Annotated in this window: 16 protein-coding genes; 9 read left to right on the top strand and 7 right to left on the bottom strand. The window is 73.3% G+C overall.

Annotation, left to right across the window (positions count from 1 at the left end):
• Window positions 1–19 precede the first annotated feature (19 nt).
• Both OHA89_RS04340 and OHA89_RS04335 read right to left on the bottom strand, forming a co-directional pair.
• A complete protein-coding gene (locus tag OHA89_RS04340; RefSeq protein ID WP_215144191.1) occupies window positions 20–700 on the bottom strand; it encodes a response regulator transcription factor in 681 nt (226 codons plus the stop codon).
• Complete coding sequence (locus OHA89_RS04335; protein WP_406365317.1) at window positions 697–2,067, bottom strand: sensor histidine kinase; 1,371 nt, start codon at window positions 2,065–2,067, stop codon at window positions 697–699. Before OHA89_RS04335 ends, OHA89_RS04340 begins: the two co-directional genes overlap by 4 nt.
• Window positions 2,068–2,141: 74 nt before the next feature.
• Here OHA89_RS04335 and OHA89_RS04330 point away from each other — a divergent pair, with 74 nt between their 5' ends.
• The 3 genes from OHA89_RS04330 to OHA89_RS04320 all read left to right on the top strand — a co-directional run bounded on the left by OHA89_RS04330 (window position 2,142) and on the right by OHA89_RS04320 (window position 4,109).
• A complete protein-coding gene (locus OHA89_RS04330; RefSeq protein WP_266612958.1) occupies window positions 2,142–3,089 on the top strand; it encodes an AEC family transporter in 948 nt (315 codons plus the stop codon).
• The gene (locus tag OHA89_RS04325) at window positions 3,086–3,628 is read left to right on the top strand and encodes an HXXEE domain-containing protein (protein WP_406365314.1); all 543 of its coding nucleotides are present in this window, start codon (window positions 3,086–3,088) and stop codon (window positions 3,626–3,628) included. Before OHA89_RS04330 ends, OHA89_RS04325 begins: the two co-directional genes overlap by 4 nt.
• A gap of 88 nt (window positions 3,629–3,716) precedes the next feature.
• Window positions 3,717–4,109: a hypothetical protein gene (locus tag OHA89_RS04320; protein ID WP_266612956.1), complete on the top strand. Its 393-nt coding sequence runs from the start codon at window positions 3,717–3,719 to the stop codon at window positions 4,107–4,109.
• Here the strand turns inward: OHA89_RS04320 and OHA89_RS04315 are convergent.
• From OHA89_RS04315 to OHA89_RS04300, 4 genes are all read right to left on the bottom strand, one after another.
• Window positions 4,063–5,163, bottom strand: coding sequence for a trypsin-like peptidase domain-containing protein (locus OHA89_RS04315; protein WP_406365312.1), 1,101 nt, complete (start codon window positions 5,161–5,163; stop codon window positions 4,063–4,065). The genes OHA89_RS04320 and OHA89_RS04315 overlap by 47 nt on opposite strands.
• A gap of 8 nt (window positions 5,164–5,171) precedes the next feature.
• The gene (locus tag OHA89_RS04310; RefSeq protein ID WP_266612953.1) at window positions 5,172–6,683 is read right to left on the bottom strand and encodes an FAD-binding oxidoreductase; all 1,512 of its coding nucleotides are present in this window, start codon (window positions 6,681–6,683) and stop codon (window positions 5,172–5,174) included.
• A gap of 81 nt (window positions 6,684–6,764) precedes the next feature.
• Window positions 6,765–8,216: an argininosuccinate synthase gene (argG, locus tag OHA89_RS04305; protein WP_257552846.1), complete on the bottom strand. Its 1,452-nt coding sequence runs from the start codon at window positions 8,214–8,216 to the stop codon at window positions 6,765–6,767.
• Between the two features lie 50 nt (window positions 8,217–8,266).
• Window positions 8,267–9,787: an IucA/IucC family protein gene (locus OHA89_RS04300; RefSeq protein ID WP_406365309.1), complete on the bottom strand. Its 1,521-nt coding sequence runs from the start codon at window positions 9,785–9,787 to the stop codon at window positions 8,267–8,269.
• Between the two features lie 110 nt (window positions 9,788–9,897).
• Here OHA89_RS04300 and OHA89_RS04295 point away from each other — a divergent pair, with 110 nt between their 5' ends.
• Together OHA89_RS04295 and OHA89_RS04290 are read left to right on the top strand one after the other, a co-directional pair.
• Window positions 9,898–11,463: an IucA/IucC family protein gene (locus OHA89_RS04295; RefSeq protein WP_406365307.1), complete on the top strand. Its 1,566-nt coding sequence runs from the start codon at window positions 9,898–9,900 to the stop codon at window positions 11,461–11,463.
• Window positions 11,464–11,578: 115 nt separating this feature from the next.
• A complete protein-coding gene (locus OHA89_RS04290) occupies window positions 11,579–12,376 on the top strand; it encodes a winged helix-turn-helix domain-containing protein (RefSeq protein WP_266612950.1) in 798 nt (265 codons plus the stop codon).
• A gap of 8 nt (window positions 12,377–12,384) precedes the next feature.
• On the opposite strand, the gene OHA89_RS04285 is transcribed toward OHA89_RS04290, so the two are convergent.
• Window positions 12,385–12,714, bottom strand: coding sequence for an AsnC family transcriptional regulator (locus OHA89_RS04285; RefSeq protein WP_406365304.1), 330 nt, complete (start codon window positions 12,712–12,714; stop codon window positions 12,385–12,387).
• Window positions 12,715–12,920: 206 nt separating this feature from the next.
• Between OHA89_RS04285 and OHA89_RS04280 the strand changes: the two genes are divergently transcribed.
• The 4 genes from OHA89_RS04280 to OHA89_RS04265 all read left to right on the top strand — a co-directional run bounded on the left by OHA89_RS04280 (window position 12,921) and on the right by OHA89_RS04265 (window position 17,335).
• On the top strand, window positions 12,921–13,877 hold the full coding sequence (locus OHA89_RS04280) for a SigB/SigF/SigG family RNA polymerase sigma factor (RefSeq protein ID WP_266612949.1): 957 nt from the start codon (window positions 12,921–12,923) through the stop codon (window positions 13,875–13,877).
• Window positions 13,878–14,050: 173 nt separating this feature from the next.
• Window positions 14,051–15,103, top strand: coding sequence for a glycine betaine/L-proline ABC transporter ATP-binding protein (locus tag OHA89_RS04275; RefSeq protein WP_406368384.1), 1,053 nt, complete (start codon window positions 14,051–14,053; stop codon window positions 15,101–15,103).
• Window positions 15,103–16,896, top strand: coding sequence for an ABC transporter permease/substrate binding protein (locus tag OHA89_RS04270; RefSeq protein WP_406365302.1), 1,794 nt, complete (start codon window positions 15,103–15,105; stop codon window positions 16,894–16,896). The genes OHA89_RS04275 and OHA89_RS04270 overlap by 1 nt, the downstream gene beginning before the upstream one ends.
• Window positions 16,897–17,128: 232 nt before the next feature.
• A complete protein-coding gene (locus OHA89_RS04265) occupies window positions 17,129–17,335 on the top strand; it encodes a hypothetical protein (protein ID WP_215144223.1) in 207 nt (68 codons plus the stop codon).
• Window positions 17,336–17,417: the final 82 nt, after the last annotated feature.

Raw genomic sequence — 17,417 nt, 5'->3', positions numbered from 1 at the left:
CGTTGAACCGGCCGGGGACTCAGGCGGAGTCGCCCGGCCGCACCACTCCCGCCTCGTACGCGAAGATCACGGCCTGGGCCCGGTCCCGCAGGTCGAGCTTGGCCAGCACCCGCCCGATGTGCGTCTTGACCGTCTGCTCCGCCAGCACCAGATGGCCCGCGATCTCCTGGTTCGACAGCCCGCGCGCGATGAGCTCCAGTACCTCGGTCTCACGCGGGGTGAGGCCGTTCAGCCGCAGCGCCGGATCCTTGCGCGGCGCCGGCCGCTGCTGCACGAAGTCCGCGATCAGCCGCCGGGTCACCGAGGGCGCCAACAGCGCCTCGCCCGACGCGACGACCCGTACCGCCGCGATCAGGTCGGCCGGCGGCGCGTCCTTCAGCAGGAACCCGGACGCGCCCGCGCGCAGCGCCTCGTACACGTAGTCGTCGATGTCGAAGGTGGTGAGCATCAGAACCTTCGGCCGGTGCACCACCCCCGGCGGGGGATCGAGGAGCTCCCGGGCCGCCGTGAGCCCGTCCATCTCCGGCATCCGCACGTCCATCAGTACCACGTCGGGGTGCGTGGAGCGGGAGACCTGCACGCCCTGCCGCCCGTCGGGCGCCTCGCCCACCACATCGATGTCGGCCTGCGCCGACAGCAGCGCGGCGAACCCCGCCCGCACCATGGCCTGGTCGTCGACGATGATCACGCGGATGGTCAACTCCCCTCCTCGTTCATATGGGTCGTCTCGGTAAGGGTGTTCATGGGCAGGCGGGCGGCGACCCGGAAGCCGCCGTCGGGCAGCGGTCCGGTGTCCAGCGTCCCGCCGGTCAACCGTACGCGCTCCCGCATCCCCACCAGACCGTGCCCCGTGCCCGAACTCTCCAGCGCCACCACGGCGTCCCGGGCCGGGCCGTTGACCACGAGCACCAGGACCTCGTCCTCGTCGACGGTCACCGAGACCCGGGTCGACGCCCCGGGCGCGTGCCGGACCACGTTGGCGAGCGCCTCCTGCACGATCCGGTACGCCGACAGGTCCACGGCGGGCGGGACCGCCTCGGCCGCCCCGGTCGCCAGGGACAACTCCACTGGCTGCCCGGCCCGTACGGTCGCCTCCACCAGCTGCTGAAGCCGGTCGATCCCGGGCTGCGGGGCCTTCTCGCCCTCGGCGCGCTCCGTACCGTCCCCGCGCAGCACGGTCAGCAGCCGCCGCATCTCGCCCAGCGACTCCCGTGCGCTGGCCGCGATCGCCGCGAACTCCTCCCGCACCGGCTCCGGCATGCCCGGCAGCCGGTACGGCGCGGAATCGGCCTGCACGGTGATCACCGACATGTGGTGGGCCACCACGTCGTGCAACTCGCGGGCGATCCGGGCCCGTTCCTCGAGCAGCGTCCGCCGGGCCCGCTCCGCCTCGCTGATGCTCTCCTGCTCGGCGATCCGCTGCTGCGCGTCACCCAGCCCGCGCAGCGCGCCCGTCAGCGCCAGCATGACCCCGGCGAGCACGAACAGCAGCGCGGCGGTGTTCATGGAGCCCGACGGCTGGAAGAAGCCCAGCACCGCCCCGACCGCGCCGGTCACCAGCCACACCCCGACCAGGGTCCGGATGGACTCGCGCAGCCCCAGACACGCCATCAGCAGCAGGTAGCCGACGATGACCATCGGCGTCCAGGGCCACGGGTGCGCGGCCACCCGGTCGGCGTGGATCAGCAGCATCGCGCCGATCGTGTCGGCGAGCAGGACCACGGCCCAGGCCTGCAGCGGCCGGGTCACGGCGAGCAGCAGCGGCACGGTCTGCGCCACTCCCAGCGCGCCCGACCAGCCGCCGCCGAGTCCGTAGTCGTTGGCCAGCACGGTGATGGTCACCGGCAGCAGCGTCACCACGAAGACGCCGACGACGGCGAACGGCAGCATCCGCTGCCAGGTCTTGGGCGCCTGTGCGAACAGGGGCTGCGCCGCCCGGGCGGGCGGGCGCAGCACCACGGCCAGCTGAGCCAGCGCCCCGGGCACCCGGGAGCCGGGGGAGGACGCGACGGTACGGGCGCGTTCGCGGGTCCGGCCGAGCAGCCGGAAGCGGGCTTTGTCGCTCATGATCGGGCCAGCCTATGCGCAACGGGTCCGGGGGATAGGCTGCTCGCCGGACGATCACGGGGGAGCCGGTACGCATGGGTGGGGCAGCCGCGCTGGAGAAGCTGGTGCCGGTGCTGCTGGCCTTCGGCGGCGGGGTGCTGCTCGCCCGCCGCAAGGCCGTCCCGGCCGAGGCCTCCAAGGCCTTTTCCGACTACGCCTTCCTCTTCGCCGTGCCCTGCTACCTCTTCGGCAACATCTACGCCGGCGACCTGGCGGCCCTGTTCGACTGGCAGGCGATCGGCGGCTACGCCGGGGCGGCCGCCCTCGCGGTGGCCGCGGTCACGGTGGCCGCCGTGGCCCACGGGATACGCGAACCCCGGGCCGTGGCGTTGCGGGTCATGGCGGGCGTCCAGGTGAACACCGCCTACTTCGCCGTCCCCGTCTTCATCACCGTGTTCGGGACGGCGGCCCCGATCTTCCCGATCCTGCTGTTCCAGGTGTGCGTCCTGTCCCTGGTCGTCATCTCCCTGATGGAGCTGGGCCGGGCGGGTCCCGGGGCGGGCGGCCCGGGCAGGCGCCTGGCCCGGGCGGTCGGCGCCTCGCTCGCCACGCCGCTGGTCCTCGCCTGCAACGCGGGCATCGTGCTCAACCTGCTGTCCGTGCACGTCCCGGCCGTGGTCCTGGACGGAGCCGCCTTCGTCGGGGACAGCGCCTCCCCGGTGGCCCTGTTCGCCCTCGGCCTCCACCTCGGCGGCCTGGGCCTGGACCTGCGGGGCACCACACGCGAGGAACTGGCGCTCATCGCCTTCAAGTGCGTCGCCTTCCCGCTGCTGACCTGGGTGGTGTGCGGGGCGCTGGTCGGCGTGCGGGGCGAGTGGCTCGCCTACCTGGTCCTGCTCGCCGCGATGCCGACCCCGCAGAACCTGTTCATCTTCGCCCAGCGTTACGACGTGGGCGTCGAACTCTCCGCGTCCCTGGTGATCAAGTCCTCCCTCGTTTCCCTCCTGTTGCTGCCCCTCTGGCTGCAGACTGTTGCCTCATGAACGCATCGCAGATATCACGGGGCGCCGTCACGGTCGGTCTGCTGGCCGCCTGGGCCGTGCACGACCTCGAAGAAGTGGCCACCATGGCGCGCTGGTCCCGTACCCGGGTCCCCGCCCTGCGGGAGCGCCACCCCCGGGTACCCGACCGCGTATGGCGGCGCCTCGAAGCCGTGGACGGCCGCGAGTTCGCCACGGCCGTCGGTGTCATGGGGATCGTCGTCGCGGCGGCCGCCGCCGACGGCTACCGCACCGGCGGGCGCTCGGCCTTCTACCAGGCCTCCCTGAACGGCTTCGGCCTGCACGGCCTCGTACACCTCGCACAGGCCGCCGCCACCCGCGGCTACACCCCGGGCGTGGTCACCTCGCCGCTCGTCGTCGTCCCCTTCACCCTCTGGGCGCGGGGCCGGCTCCGGCACGCCGGCGTCCTGCGGCCCGCGCGGGCGCGTGACGCGGTGGCCGGACTGGCGCTCGCGGGCGCTGCCACCGCCGCGGCCCACGCGGTCTCCCGGCGGATCCTCCGGCAAGCGTCGGCGCGGTAGCGCGCGGGGCCACGCGGCACCCGGTCGAGGTGCGCCGTTCCAGGGCATCGGCTCGTACCCCCGGAGGGAACCGGCTCGTTGACCCGGCATGGAACTGCCGACCATCGCGGCGCCGGGCGTCGGGGAACGGGCCGACGCCGTGGCCGATGCCGCCTGCCACCTCTACGACACCGTCGCGCCCTGGCGGACCGGCGCGCCCGGAGGGTGGAGCCGGACCGCCGCCGAGGACGCCGCCGAGGCCATCGAGACCACCGCGCACGCCCTCGCCCACATCGACCCGGGGGCCGAGGTGGTCCTCGCGCCGGTCCACGCCGCCCTCGCCGACCTGCGCCGCAGGCTCGGCCTCGCGCCCGCCGACCCGCTCAACGCCGCCGGTCTCCCGGCGACCCCGCGCACGGTCGGCAACCCGCGCCGGACCCGTCGGGTCCGGGTGCTCACCCCGCCTTCGCCGCGGCAGCCGCCTTCTCGTACAACTTCCTGATGGCCGTGCCGAAGTAGGAGCTGTACGAGGTGTCGGCGGTGTCCCCGCCGGTCTTCCAGCCGCCGATCACCCCGACCACGTCACCGGTCCCGGTCCGCCCGTCGAAGCGGACCAGGAACGGGCCGCCGCTGGTCCCGCCGGGATAGCCCGTGCAGTCGATCCGCAGGAACGAGCCCGGGATCCGCGCGTCCTTGCTGGTGAACTTCGTCGTCCGGTTGACGCACAGGCGCGGGCGGGCCGCGGAGGCCGGGTAGCCGATCAGCGTGACCTGCGGATGTGCGTAACCGGAGCCGGTGACCAGGCGGTTCGCGCCGACCACGTCCTGCACGCGGGACCCGTCGGCGTCCGGGCCGACCTGTGCGAAGGCCACGTCGAGCGCGGCCGCGCGGTCGGCGCCCTGGGACCGGTAGCGCGGGTCGATCCAGATCCTGGAGTGCCCGGCCGCGTCCCGCAGGACCGGGAACATCCCGTACGGCCGCGGGTTCGCGCGCGTGTACCGCGGTACGAAGGCCACCTGCTGGGTGTCCGCGCCGAGCAGGCAGTGCGCCGCGCTGAGCACCAGGTTGCGCCCCGGGGAGGCGACCACGCTCGCGGTGCAGAAGTACGCGCCGGCGCCCTTGACCACGAACATCCGGCCGACGACCGGGACGCCGTCGAAGTCCTGGCCGACACCGGGCCCCGCGGCGGCGGGCCGCACGACCGGGGCGGGCGTGAGGATCGGTGTCGGTGTCGGTGTCGGGGTTGGTGTCGGGGTGAGCGCCGGTGTCGGCGTCGGTGACGGTGACGGTGACGGCGTCGGGATTGACGTGGGCGTGGCATCGGCGGCCGGGGTCGACGGGGTTCCGGCAGGCACCGCGGCCGGCGGCTCGGGCTCCGCCGGCGGCAGCGGGGCGGCCGACGCCATCCGCTCGGCGGTCCAGAAGGCCTGCGCCTCCCGGGCGGACCATCGGCCCGCCGCCGTCTGCGCGGCGCCGCCCGCCTCGGCGACGGGCAGCGGCCCGGCCGGCAGCAGCAGGGCGGCGGCCGCAACGGCCATCGTCAACGTACGTCGCATGCACTCTCCTAGAGGGCCTGGGGAAAGCGGAACATCCGGTCGGGGTCGTAGACGCGGCGGACGTCTTCCAGCCGGGAGAGGTTCGGGCCGTAGTAGGCCTCGCGCCAGCCGACGAGCCGTGGATCGGTGTAGTTCTGGTACGCCCGGCCGCTCGCCCAGGGGCGCAGGTCCTGCCAGAGCCCGTCGAGCCAGGCCTGGTGCCGGGCCACGTCGGCGGCCGTCGCGGACTGCGGCCAGTAGACGAGGTACTGGGCGAGGAAGGCGCTGTCGCGGTGGACGAAGGCGGTATCGGCTGCCGCGACCCGGTTCACAGCGCCCCCGCAGACCCCGTCGAACTGCACCACCCCCCGTCCGCCGGGAGGAACCGCGGACCCGTACCGCCGGACGGCGGCCAGCACCGCGCCGATCGCCCCGTCCGGCAGCCCGGCGCCCGCCCAGAAGTCGGAGCGCGCGGCGTACGAGTCCCGGCCCAGCAGGCCGCGGGGGTCCCGGCCGGGCAGCGTGCCCGGCAGCCGGCACTGCTCCGCGCTGCGCTCCAGACAGCCCGACAGGGCCAGAACGGTGTCCCCGTAGCCCCGTACGACGCTCCAGCTGTCCCGCACCGGCCGGCCGACCAGATCCGACAGCCGGGTCAGCTGCCGGTCCAGCTCGGGGCGCCCGTCGAGGCACACCACCCGTACCGCCGGGGGCTGCGCGGCGGATCCCGCCCCGACCGTGAACTCCACCTGGCTCCAGAACGGGTCGGGCAGCGTGGCCAGCCAGCGCTGCCAGCCGCGCAGGACGGCCTCCGAGTCGCCGTCGGGCCAGTGGAGTTCGGCGAAGGCGCAGTCGCCCGCCGGGTGGGTGCGGAACCGGAACTCGGTGACCACCCCGAAGTTGCCGCCCCCGCCGCCCCGCAGGGCCCAGAACAGCTCCGAGTCCCGGTCGGCGGACACCTCGCGGACGGCCCCGTCGGGGGTGACCACCCGGGCGCCGGTGAGCCGGTCGGAGGTGGTGCCGTACGCCCGCGAGGCCAGTCCCAGGCCGCCGCCGAGGGTGAGTCCGGCGATGCCGACGGAGGGGCACAGCCCGGTCGGGACGGCGAGCCCCTGCCCGGCGAGGGCCGCGTTCACGTCCCCGAGCCTGGCCCCCGCGCCGATCCTTACGCCGTCCCCCTCGACCGCCACCTCGGCCATGGCGCCGACGTCGACGACCAGCCCGTCGGCGCGGGTCGACCACCCGGCGTAGCCGTGCCCGCCGCCCCGGGCGACCAGCGGCACGGCCGCGCGGCGGGCGAAGTCCAGGCAGACGGCCACATCATCGGCGTGCGCGGGATAGGCCACCGCGCCGGGGGCCACCGAGTCGTACCGGGGCTGGAACAACTGCCGGGCCTCGGGGTACTCCCGGTCGCCCGGGAGCACCACCCGCCCGTCGATCCCGCGTGCGAGCGCGCCGTAGTCAGGGCCCTGGCCGGCCGCCCCGACGGAAGCCAGGACGGCCGCGGCCGCACTGCCCAGGACCTGGCGCCGACGGAGGCTCATGCCCCCTTCCTGCCACCGTCCGCGCCGATCGGCGCGAAGGCGGGCCCACACACACCGGGCGGCCCCCCGAACGGCCCACGGTCAGTCGGTGCCGAACTCCATCGCGGCGCGGTCGAGCATCTGCTCGTCGTCGCCCTCGGCCTGGCCGCGGGAGGCGATGACCTCGGCGCCGCCTTCCGGCATCGCGCCGATCAGCCCCGTCGACGCGGCCTGGGCAGCGCCGATGAGCGTCTCGTGCGTGTTGCCGACGATGCCGAGAGCGGCGTACTGCTCCAGCTTGGCGCGGGAGTCGGCGATGTCGAGGTTGCGCATGGTGAGCTGGCCGATCCGGTCCACCGGGCCGAACGCCGAGTCCTCGGTGCGCTCCATGGACAGCTTGTCCGGGTGGTAGCTGAACGCCGGGCCGGTGGTGTCGAGGATCGAGTAGTCCTCACCGCGGCGCAGCCGCAGGGTCACCTCGCCGGTGACGGCCGCGCCGACCCAGCGCTGCAGAGACTCGCGGATCATCAGCGCCTGCGGGTCGAGCCAGCGGCCCTCGTACATGAGGCGGCCGAGGCGCCGGCCCTCGTTGTGGTACTGCGCGAGGGTGTCCTCGTTGTGGATCGCGTTGACGAGGCGCTCGTACGCGGCGTGCAGCAGCGCCATGCCCGGGGCCTCGTAGATGCCGCGGCTCTTGGCCTCGATGATCCGGTTCTCGATCTGGTCCGACATGCCCAGGCCGTGCCGGCCGCCGATGGCGTTGGCCTCCATGACCAGCTCGACCGGGGAGGCGAACTCCTTGCCGTTGATCGTCACCGGGCGGCCCTGGTCGAAGCCGACGGTCACGTCCTCGGCGGCGATCTCGACCGAGGGGTCCCAGAACCGCACGCCCATGATCGGGTCGACGGTCTCGACGCCGGTGTCGAGGTGCTCCAGGGTCTTGGCCTCGTGGGTGGCGCCCCAGATGTTGGCGTCCGTGGAGTACGCCTTCTCGGTGCTGTCGCGGTAGGGGAGGTCGTGGGCGAGCAGCCACTCCGACATCTCCTTGCGGCCGCCGAGCTCGGTCACGAAGTCCGCGTCGAGCCACGGCTTGTAGATGCGCAGGTGCGGGTTGGCGAGCAGGCCGTAGCGGTAGAACCGCTCGATGTCGTTGCCCTTGAACGTCGAGCCGTCGCCCCAGATCTGCACGTCGTCCTCGAGCATCGCCCGGACCAGCAGGGTGCCGGTGACGGCGCGGCCGAGCGGCGTCGTGTTGAAGTAGGAGCGTCCGCCGGAGCGGATGTGGAACGCGCCGCAGGTGAGCGCGGCCAGGCCCTCCTCGACCAGCGCCGCGCGGCAGTCGACCAGGCGCGCGATCTCGGCGCCGTACGCCGTCGCACGGCTGGGCACCGACGCGATGTCGGGCTCGTCGTACTGGCCGATGTCGGCGGTGTAGGTGCAGGGGACGGCACCCTTGTCGCGCATCCACGCGACCGCGACGGAGGTGTCGAGGCCGCCGGAGAAGGCGATGCCGACGCGCTCGCCGGTGGGCAGGGAGGTGAGAACCTTAGACATAGGAAGAGTATGCGACATCATGCATGATCATGCAACGTTCGCGCCGCGACTCACCGCTCGGCCAGCGGATTGGGCAGCTCCGCCCACTGGTCGCCCGGAACGCCGGGGCTCAGCCGCATCAGGGTGAGCGCCTTGGTGGGCAGCCCACGGGTCAGCAGCGCCTCGGTGTCGGCGGTGGCCGGCAGTCCGGCCGCCGCAGCGGAGGCCAGGGCCTCCGCCAAGGCCCCGGCCGAGCCCGCCGTGGCGCCCAGCGCACCCGTCAGCAGGGATCCGAACAGCTTCCGCCGCAGCACGGTCTCGTCGTCGGTGATCAGCCGCCCGGACAGGGGCGGTACCGGCAGCCCGTGCCGCACCAGCCGGGCCGGGCTGATCCGGATGTCGGCGAGATCGCGGTAGACCAGCCGCAGCGGGACGCCGGTGGCGGACAGGACGACCAGCAGGTTCTGACCGTGGGCTTCCAGGGCCACGCCGAGTTCCAGCGCGCGCAGGCACACCGAGAGCGCGAGACGGGCGAACCGGGCCCGCCAGGCCGCCGAGCGCGCGGGCGGGAACCAGGCCAGCGCGGCCACCGGGAGCACCCGCTCACCGGCGGCGGCGTCCGCGTACACCTCCGGCGGCTCGCGCAGCACGGCCGCCAGGTCCGGGCTGTGCGCGGTGGCCGCGCCCAGGGTGCGGGTGACGTGCAGCCGGCCGTCGAGCCGCTCCGACAGCGCCTGCGCGAAGGCGGACACGGCCGCCGCCGTCTCGATCGAGTAGCCGGAGATGTCCCGTACGGAGGAGGTCAGCCGGGTGCTGAGCGCCGTCTTGACGTGCGCCCCGCCCGCCACCGGGGCCAGCGTGCGCAGCGCCATCAGCGGATGCGCCGCGAATCCGGACCGCGGGCGCTCGTGCGCCAGTACGTGCTCCGCCTGCCACGGGTGCACGGGGACCAGGATTCGCCGCCCGTCCCGCAGCTCCGCCGGCCAGCCGCCCGTGACCAGGCATTCCTCCGCTCGTACGGCGACCAGCCCGAGCTCCACCACCGGCCGGTGTTCGGGCGCGTACGCCAGCTGCTCGGCCACCGAGAAGCCGGGCCGGGAGCGGCAGTTCGGGTGGTACGGATGCCCGTCGACCACCCGCTGCTCCCATTCCCGGGTGGTCCGTGGGGCGAAGTCCGTGCCCGAGGCCGGCTGTCCGGCCCGGGAGAGCGCGAGGGAGGCGGTGCTGCCGTCCAGCTCGGCGGCGAACTCCTCCCCGTGCGGCACGCCCAGGGCCGCCATCAGCCGCGCGGCCTGCCGGTGGGGCTTGCCGTCGAGCAGCAGCTCCTCCACGTACGCACCGGTGGCGTGGGCGTCCGGCGGCGGGCCGTCCAGGCGGCCGCCCCCTGCCAGCCGCAGCGTCAGCCCGTCGGAACCCCGCTCCCGGCCCACCACCCACGGCAGTGGTTCGAAGGCCAGGGCCCGCCACAGCCGGGTCAGAACGGCCGCCCGTGCCCCGTCGAGCGCGCCGGCGTACGCCGTCTCCAGCGCGGGGCGCACCGAGGCCAGCTCTGCGGCGACGGCCTCTTCGGCGGGTGAAGGGGGAAAGTACATGCTGGGCGCTCCGCACATCGGGATATCGCTTTTCAGGATGATCGCGTCATCATCGCGGATACTGATGATCACGGCCGGTGGGCGCGTCCCGCGAACCTCCGGCGCACCGGATGGACCGAATGGAACCAGTGGACTTCAACGCCGCCGCCGACGTGTACGCCGCGACCCCCCTCCTGAACTGCCTGCTCAGGGAAGCCGCCGAGGCGGCCGGGCCCGTGGGGGAGCACCGGCTCCGCGGCAGCGGCCGGCTGCTGCGGGTACGGGGCGTCCGCAGGCCCGAGCACCCCGAGCTGCGCACGGCGGACGGCTGGCATCCGCTCAGCCACACCGAGCTGGTCAAGCTCACCTCCGACGAACTGGGCCGCTACACCGGCGTCCCGAACGACGAACTCCCGGTCGAGATCAACGACAGCCGGGACGCCATCGCCGCGCTGCTGGCCGCCCGCTCCGCAGCCGAGCCCCCGGCCGACCCGTACCTCCTCTCCGAACAGTCCCTGGTCATGGGCCACCCGCACCACCCCGCACCCAAGGCCCGGGGCGGGGCCCCGGCCGGGAGCTGGCTGCCGTACGCGCCGGAGGCCCACGCCCGCTTCCCGCTGGCCTTCCTGGGGCTGCGCGAGGACCAGACCGTCGAGGAGGGCGGGCCGGCCGCCGCCGCGGCGATCGACTCCCTCGCCGAGGCCCTCGGCGGGCCGCGACCGCCCGCCGGATACCGGCTGTTGCCCGCGCACCCCTGGCAGCTGGACCTGGTCGGCTCCCGGCCGCCGGTGCGCGAGGCCTTCGCCGACGGGCGGCTGCTGCGGCTCGGCGAGAGCCGCCTGCCGGCCTGGCCCACCGCCTCGATCAGGACCCTGTACGTACCGGGGCCGGGGCCCGCGGCCGACCTCTTCGTGAAGTTCAGCCTCGACGTCCGGATCACCAACGACGTGCGCCGGCTGTGGCGCCACGACCTGCTGAAGCTGCGCCGCACCGACGCGGCGGTCGAAGCCGGCTTCGCCGCGCTGCGCCGGGCCGGTTCGGGCGCGGCATGGCTCGCCGACCGCGGCTACCGCACCGCGGGATTCGCCTTCGAGGAGCTAGCCGTCCTGGTCCGCGACGGCTTCGGTGCCCACGACGGGCACGCACACGCCGCACCCGGGGCCACTCCGCTGCTGGCCGCCGCCCTCGCCGAGGGCTACGCAGGAAGCCCCCTCGCGCTCACCACCGACCCGGCCGCCTGGTGGCGGGCGTACCTGCGCCACGTGGTGCCCCCGGTACTGGAGTTGTTCGCCCGCCACGGCATCGTGCTGGAGGCGCACCTCCAGAACACCCTGGTCGCCGTAGACGGCGCGGGCATGCCGGTCCAGGCGCTGTTCCGCGACGCGGAGGGGGTCAAGCTCCTGACCGACCTCGAGCGCGGGGCGGCCTGGCAGCGGCTGGTCTACTGCCTGGTCGTCAACAACCTGGCGGAGATCGCCGGGGCGCTGAGCGAGCGGCATCCGGACATCTCCGCGCTCGTGTGGCCGGCCGTACGGGAGGAGTTCCAGCGCTACGACGCCGCGCGCGGGCTCCCCGAGATCGAGGAGCTGCTCACCGCCCCCGCCCTGCCGGCCAAGACCAACCTGCTGCTGCGCTGGACCCGCGCGGACGGCGCGGACGCCCGCTACCTGCCGCTCCCGAACCCGCTGCGGGGGTAGGGAATCGGCCAAGGCGGTGCGCGTTCCGCGAAGCCCTCTCACCCAGAGGTATAGACCAATGCTAGGTTGGTCGGGCAGACCGCGCACTTCTTGACCACCCGTCAGAGGAGAAGCCATGCCCTCCCCTTCACGGGGCGGCGGCCCGGCCGTCATGCCCAAGTACCAGCGGATCGCCGCAGCGTTGCGGGACGAACTCGACCGCGCCGCGCACACCCCCGGCGGCAGACTGCCCTCGGAGCGCAGCCTGGCCGCCCGCTACCAGGTGAACCGGCAGACCATCAGGGCCGCGCTCCAGCACCTGCGCGAGGACGGCCTCGTGGTCACCGGCCGCCGCGGCACGCGCGCCGCGGCCGCGGCCGCCGGGACCGCACCGGCGCCAGGGTTTGTGCCCGCGCCGGTACTCGTACTCGCACCCGAGCCCGTCCGTGCGCAGAGCTGGCTCACGCTGGTCACCGTCCCGCCCTCGCTCGCCGCGCTGCTCGGCATGAGCGGCGGCGAGCGCACCCTGGTCCACCACCACCGCGAACGCGGCCCGGCGGGCGAGACCCTGCGGCACGCCGTCACCTACCTCAGCCGGGACGCCGTCACGGGGAGCCCCGAGCTGGCCCGCTACCGCGACCGGCCGGCGGCGGCCCGCGACGAGGACCTGGCCCCCTTGCACCGCTGGCTCGACCGGGCCGAGGCGGACGGCCGGGTCGCCGAGACCCTCACCATGACGCGTACCACTCATCCCCCGGCCGCCGTCCAGACCTGCGGCCTGACGGCGCGCCGTACCCTGCACGACACCTCGGGCCGGCTGCTGGCCGTCACGGACCTGGCCTTCCCCACCTGGGACAGGCTGACCTTCCACCGGGACCGCCCGAACAGCCCGGACCGCCGTGACCACCCGGTCACCGGCTTCCGGGTCACGTAGCCGGGGCGTCAGGTGGAAGGATCGAGGGCCGGGGTGATGCCGAGGAGTTCGGTGGCCTCCGCGCCGGTCATGTCCGGGGTCGGGGGCGGGGCGTCCGGGTCGGCCGCGGCGCCGGTCAGCAGGGCGAGCAGACCGGCCACCTGGACGCCCGCCTCGGCCGGGTGGCGGAAGACCGCGCCGGGGGAGATCTCGTACCGGTTGCGCCGCCCGTCGCGGGCGCGCCGCAGATAGCCGTCCGTCTCCAGGTCGGTGACGATCGTCTGCACGGTGCGTTCGGTCAGTCCGCACACGGCGGCGACATCTCTGAGCCGCACGGCCGGGTCCCGGGCGATGGTCACCAGAACTCGGGCGTGATTAGTCAGAAATGTCCAGTTTTGTCGCTGAGACATGCTCCCCATGCACGTCATGATGCGATGCGCGATTCACGTGACGCAAGACGTGAAATGGATTTCCGGCAATTCTTGACGGGCGACGAGAAGAGGTCCACCATCTACGGCAGTCAAGGTCCCGCGCCGCAAGCCGACCAGCCCAAGGAGCGAACCCCATGCCGGTCCCTGCCCTGTCCTCCCATACCGACGCCGTCCGCGACGGCGCCGCCGCCGTCCCGAGCCCGCGCCGGAACGCCGACGCTGCTGCTCGCAGTGCCGGCGTGCCGCGGATCGACGAGCCCCGGGAGATGGCCCCGGCTGACGCGAGGGAGCTGTCGAAGGCCTTCTTCCGGCGGCTGCGCGCGCTGTCCGAGGGCACTCCGGAGTACCAGTACGTCCGCAACACCCTGATTGAGATGAACGCCTCACTCGTCCAGTACGCCGTGCGCCGTTTCCGCAGTCGCGGCGAGGGCGGTGACATCGAGGACATCGTCCAGGTCGGCACCATCGGCCTGATCAAGGCCATCGACCGGTTCGACCCCGCCCGCGAGAACGAGTTCTCCACGCTCGCCATGCCGTACATCACAGGTGAGATCAAGCGGCACTTCCGCGACACCTCCTGGGCCGTCCGCGTCCCGCGCCGGCTCCAGGAGCTGCGCATCGACATCGCGAAGGCGAAGGAGTCGCTCACGAGCGAGCTCGACCGCTCGCCCACCGTCGCGGATCTCGCCGACCGCCTCTGCCTCTCGGAGGAGGAGGTCATCGAGGGGCTCTTCGCCGCCAACGGCCACACCAGCGGTTCCCTGGACGCCCCGCAGATGGCCCCGTCCGAGTACGGCGGCGGTCAGGCCGAGGGTCACACGCTCGCCGAGGTCATCGGCGAGGACGAGCCGGCCATGGAACTGGTCGAGGACATCCAGACCCTGGCGCCGCTGCTGGAACGGCTCAGCGAGCGCGAGCGCCGGATGCTGCAGATGCGCTTCGGCCAGGAGCTGACGCAGGCCCAGATCGGCGCCGCGCTCGGCATCTCGCAGATGCAGGTCTCGCGGCTGCTGAACCGGATCCTCGGACACCTGCGCGACTCCATGCTCGAGGACCAACCGGAGGCCCCGCACCGGGCCGCCGTGAGGTAGATCACCTTTGCGTTTGCTCAGGTGAATTCCGGGAAGCAGCGGGGCTGGAGTGGAACCACGCACTCCGGCGCAGGCCGCCGGAGCCGTGGCGCACGCGGGCAGATCCCGTCCCGCTCCACGGCCCGCCGGCCGGACCGGCGCGCGCCGTACCCGGTACGACCCGCGAGGTGTATGTGTCCACACTCCAGGCCGAACACGTCTACAAGGTGTTCGGAAGACGACCCGACCACGCGGTCCGCGCGCTCCGGGACGGCGCCGGCCGTGACGAGCTGCGCGCCGACGGAACGACGGCCGCGGTCATCGACGCCTCCTTCCGCGTCGAGCCCGGCCAGATCTTCGTCGTCATGGGTCTGTCGGGATCCGGCAAGTCCACGCTGCTGCGCATGCTCAACGGACTGCTGGAGCCCACCGCGGGACGCATCCTCTTCGACGGTGAGGACCTCACCGCGCTCGGCGCGCGCGAGCTGCGCCGGGTCCGCTCCACCAAGATCAGCATGGTCTTCCAGCACTTCGCGCTGTTCCCGCACCGCGATGTCCTGGAGAACGCCGCATACGGACTGGAGGTCCAGGGCGTCCCCCGGGCCGAGCGCGAACGCCGGGCCACCGAGGCCCTGGCACTGTGCGGGCTCGGCGGCTGGGAGAAGTCCTGGCCCGACGAACTCTCCGGCGGCATGCAGCAGCGCGTGGGCCTGGCCCGCGCCCTGGCCACCGACGCCGACCTGCTGCTGATGGACGAGTCCTTCAGCGCCCTCGACCCGCTGATCCGCCGCGACATGCAGGACCAGCTCCTCGAACTGCAGCAGCGGCTGAAGAAGACCATCGTCTTCATCACCCACGACCTCAACGAGGCCATGCGCCTGGGCGACGCCATCGCGGTCATGCGCGACGGACGCATCGTCCAGCAGGGCACCGCCGAGGACATCCTCATCCGGCCCGCCGACGACTACGTCGCCTCCTTCATCCAGGACGTCGACCGGTCGCGCGTGCTCACGGCCGACGCCGTCATGGACGAGGCCCTCTCCGACGCGAACGCCTGCGCCTGCCCCACCGTCCACGCCGACACCCCGCTCGCCGACCTGTGCGCCGTCAGCGCCCGGGTCCCGCACCCGGTCGCCGTGACCGACGCGGACGGCGCGGTCATCGGCTCCGTCGCGCGGGACCGCCTCGTCGCCTTCATCGGCGACGAACCGCGGCCCCCGATGGCCTGCGTGGAGGTGGCAGCCTGATGCCCCGCCTGCACCTCGGCGCCTGGGTCGACAGCGGTGTCGACTTCCTCCAGCGCCATCTGTCCTGGCTGTTCGACGCCATCAGCGCGCTCGTCACCGGCCTCTACGACGGCATCGACGCCGTCCTGTCCGCCCCCGCACCGCTGCTGTTCGCGGGCATCCTGGCCGTCGGCGCCTGGTGGCTGCGCGGGCTCCTCGCGGGCCTGCTGGCCTTCGCGGGCTTCGCACTCGTCGACTCCGTCGGCCTGTGGTCCGAGGCCATGTCCACGCTGTCCCTGGTCCTGGTGGCCACCCTCGTCACGCTGGTCTTCGCCGTCCCCCTCGGCATCTGGGCGTCGCGCTCGGACCGGGTCAGCGCCGTCCTGCGGCCCGTCCTGGACTTCATGCAGACCATGCCGGCCATGGTCTACCTGATCCCCGGCATCATCTTCTTCGGCGTGGGCGTGGTGCCCGGCATCATCGCGACCATCATCTTCTCGCTGCCGCCGGGCGTACGGATGACCGAGCTCGGCATCCGCCAGGTCGACCCGGAACTGGTCGAGGCCGCCGACGCCTTCGGCACCACGCCGCGCGACACCCTCGTCCGCGTCCAGCTGCCGCTGGCCCTGCCGACCATCATGGCCGGGGTCAACCAGGTCATCATGCTCGGCCTGTCCATGGTCGTCATCGCGGGCATGGTGGGCGGCGGCGGCCTCGGCGGCGCCGTCTACCGGGCCATCGGCAACGTCGACATCGGCCTCGGGTTCGAGGCAGGCATCTCGATCGTCATCCTGGCCATGTACCTCGACCGGATGACGGGAGCGCTCGGCCGCCAGGTCTCCCCGCTCGGCCGGCGCGCCCTCGCCAAGGCGCGGTCCGCAGCCACCGGCGCCGCCAAGGTGTGGAACCACCGCCCCCAGCCCGCCTACGCCATCGCCGGGGCCGTCGTCCTGGCCCTGGTCGCCGGGGGCCTCAGCACCTTCGGCGGCTCGGCCGCCGAGGAAGGACCGGCCGGCGCCGCGAACATAGGCAAGGGCCGCACGGTCTCCGTCGGCTACATCCCCTGGGACGAGGGCATCGCCTCCACCTTCCTGTGGAAGGAGCTCCTGGAGCGGCGCGGCTTCAAGGTCGACGCCCGCCAGCTGGAGGCCGGCGCGCTCTACACCGGCCTGTCCGGCGGCCAGCTGGACTTCCAGACCGACGCCTGGCTGCCCGTCACCCACGCCCAGTACATGGAGAAGTACGGCAACAAGCTGGAGGACCTCGGCTCCTGGTACGGCCCCACCTCGCTGGAGCTGTCCGTGCCCTCGTACGTGAAGGACGTGCGCTCGCTCGCCGACCTCAAGGGCAAGTCCGCGCAGTTCAAGGGCCGCATCATCGGCATCGAGCCGAGTGCGGGCGTCATGTCGATCCTGAAGGACAAGGTCCTCAAGGAGTACGGCCTGGAGGGCGAGTACGAGGTCGTCGACGGCTCCACCCCCGGCATGCTCGCCGAGCTCAAGCGCGCCTACGACAAGAAGGAGCCCGTCGTGGCCGTGCTGTGGTCCCCGCACTGGGCGTACTCCTCGTACGAGCTGACCAAGCTCGAGGACCCGAAGGGGGTCTGGGGCAAGGGCGACGGCATCCACACCCTGGCCCGCAAGGGCTTCGCCGCCGACGAGCCCGACGTGGCGCGGTGGCTGAGCTCCTTCAAGCTCACCGAGCAGCAGCTGACCGGCCTGGAGGCGAAGATCCAGGAGACCGGCAAGGGCAAGGAGCAGCAGGCGGTCCGCGCCTGGCTCGCCGAGCACCCCGAGGTCGACAAGCTGGCCTGACCGTGCGCGCTCCGGGGTCCACGCGGCGTGGACCCCGGAGCGCCGGAGCGGCATCGGGCCTGGTGGCGGCCGGTGGTGCGTGCGGTTGATCACCAAGTGCCCCCAAGAGGACCGGAATCCTCCTGCGGACCACACCTCTGACCAGCCAAAACCCTGGACGATTCGCCCGTGCGGACCAGGGCTCCGCCATGGCACAGTGCGATCAGCCCAACCGCACGACCAGGGAGCCTCCATGCGCGATCCGCACTCCACCCCGCTCGCGGCCGCGCCCGAGTGCCCTCCGGAGCCCGGCCCGCTGCCCTGCTGTCCGGTATGCGACGGCGCGGCGGAACGCATCTCCTGGCGCCAGCGGCCGGGACACCCGGTGGTGCTGGTCTTCGAGCCCTGCGGCCACCGGTGGTCCTCCCCGGCCCCGCCGGTGCTGGCGGTCACCCTCTGAGAGACACCTTCATGCTCAAAGTTGCGTGATAGAGAGAGATTTCGAGCATCATCCTTCAGTGGGGCTCGCTCGGGCGCTATCT

Origin of the sequence: Streptomyces sp. NBC_01546, assembly GCF_045208355.1 — a bacterium.
Lineage (GTDB): Bacteria > Actinomycetota > Actinomycetes > Streptomycetales > Streptomycetaceae > Streptomyces.
Note: the sequence above shows the minus strand (reverse complement) of the source record. Positions and strands in the feature narration are given on the sequence as shown.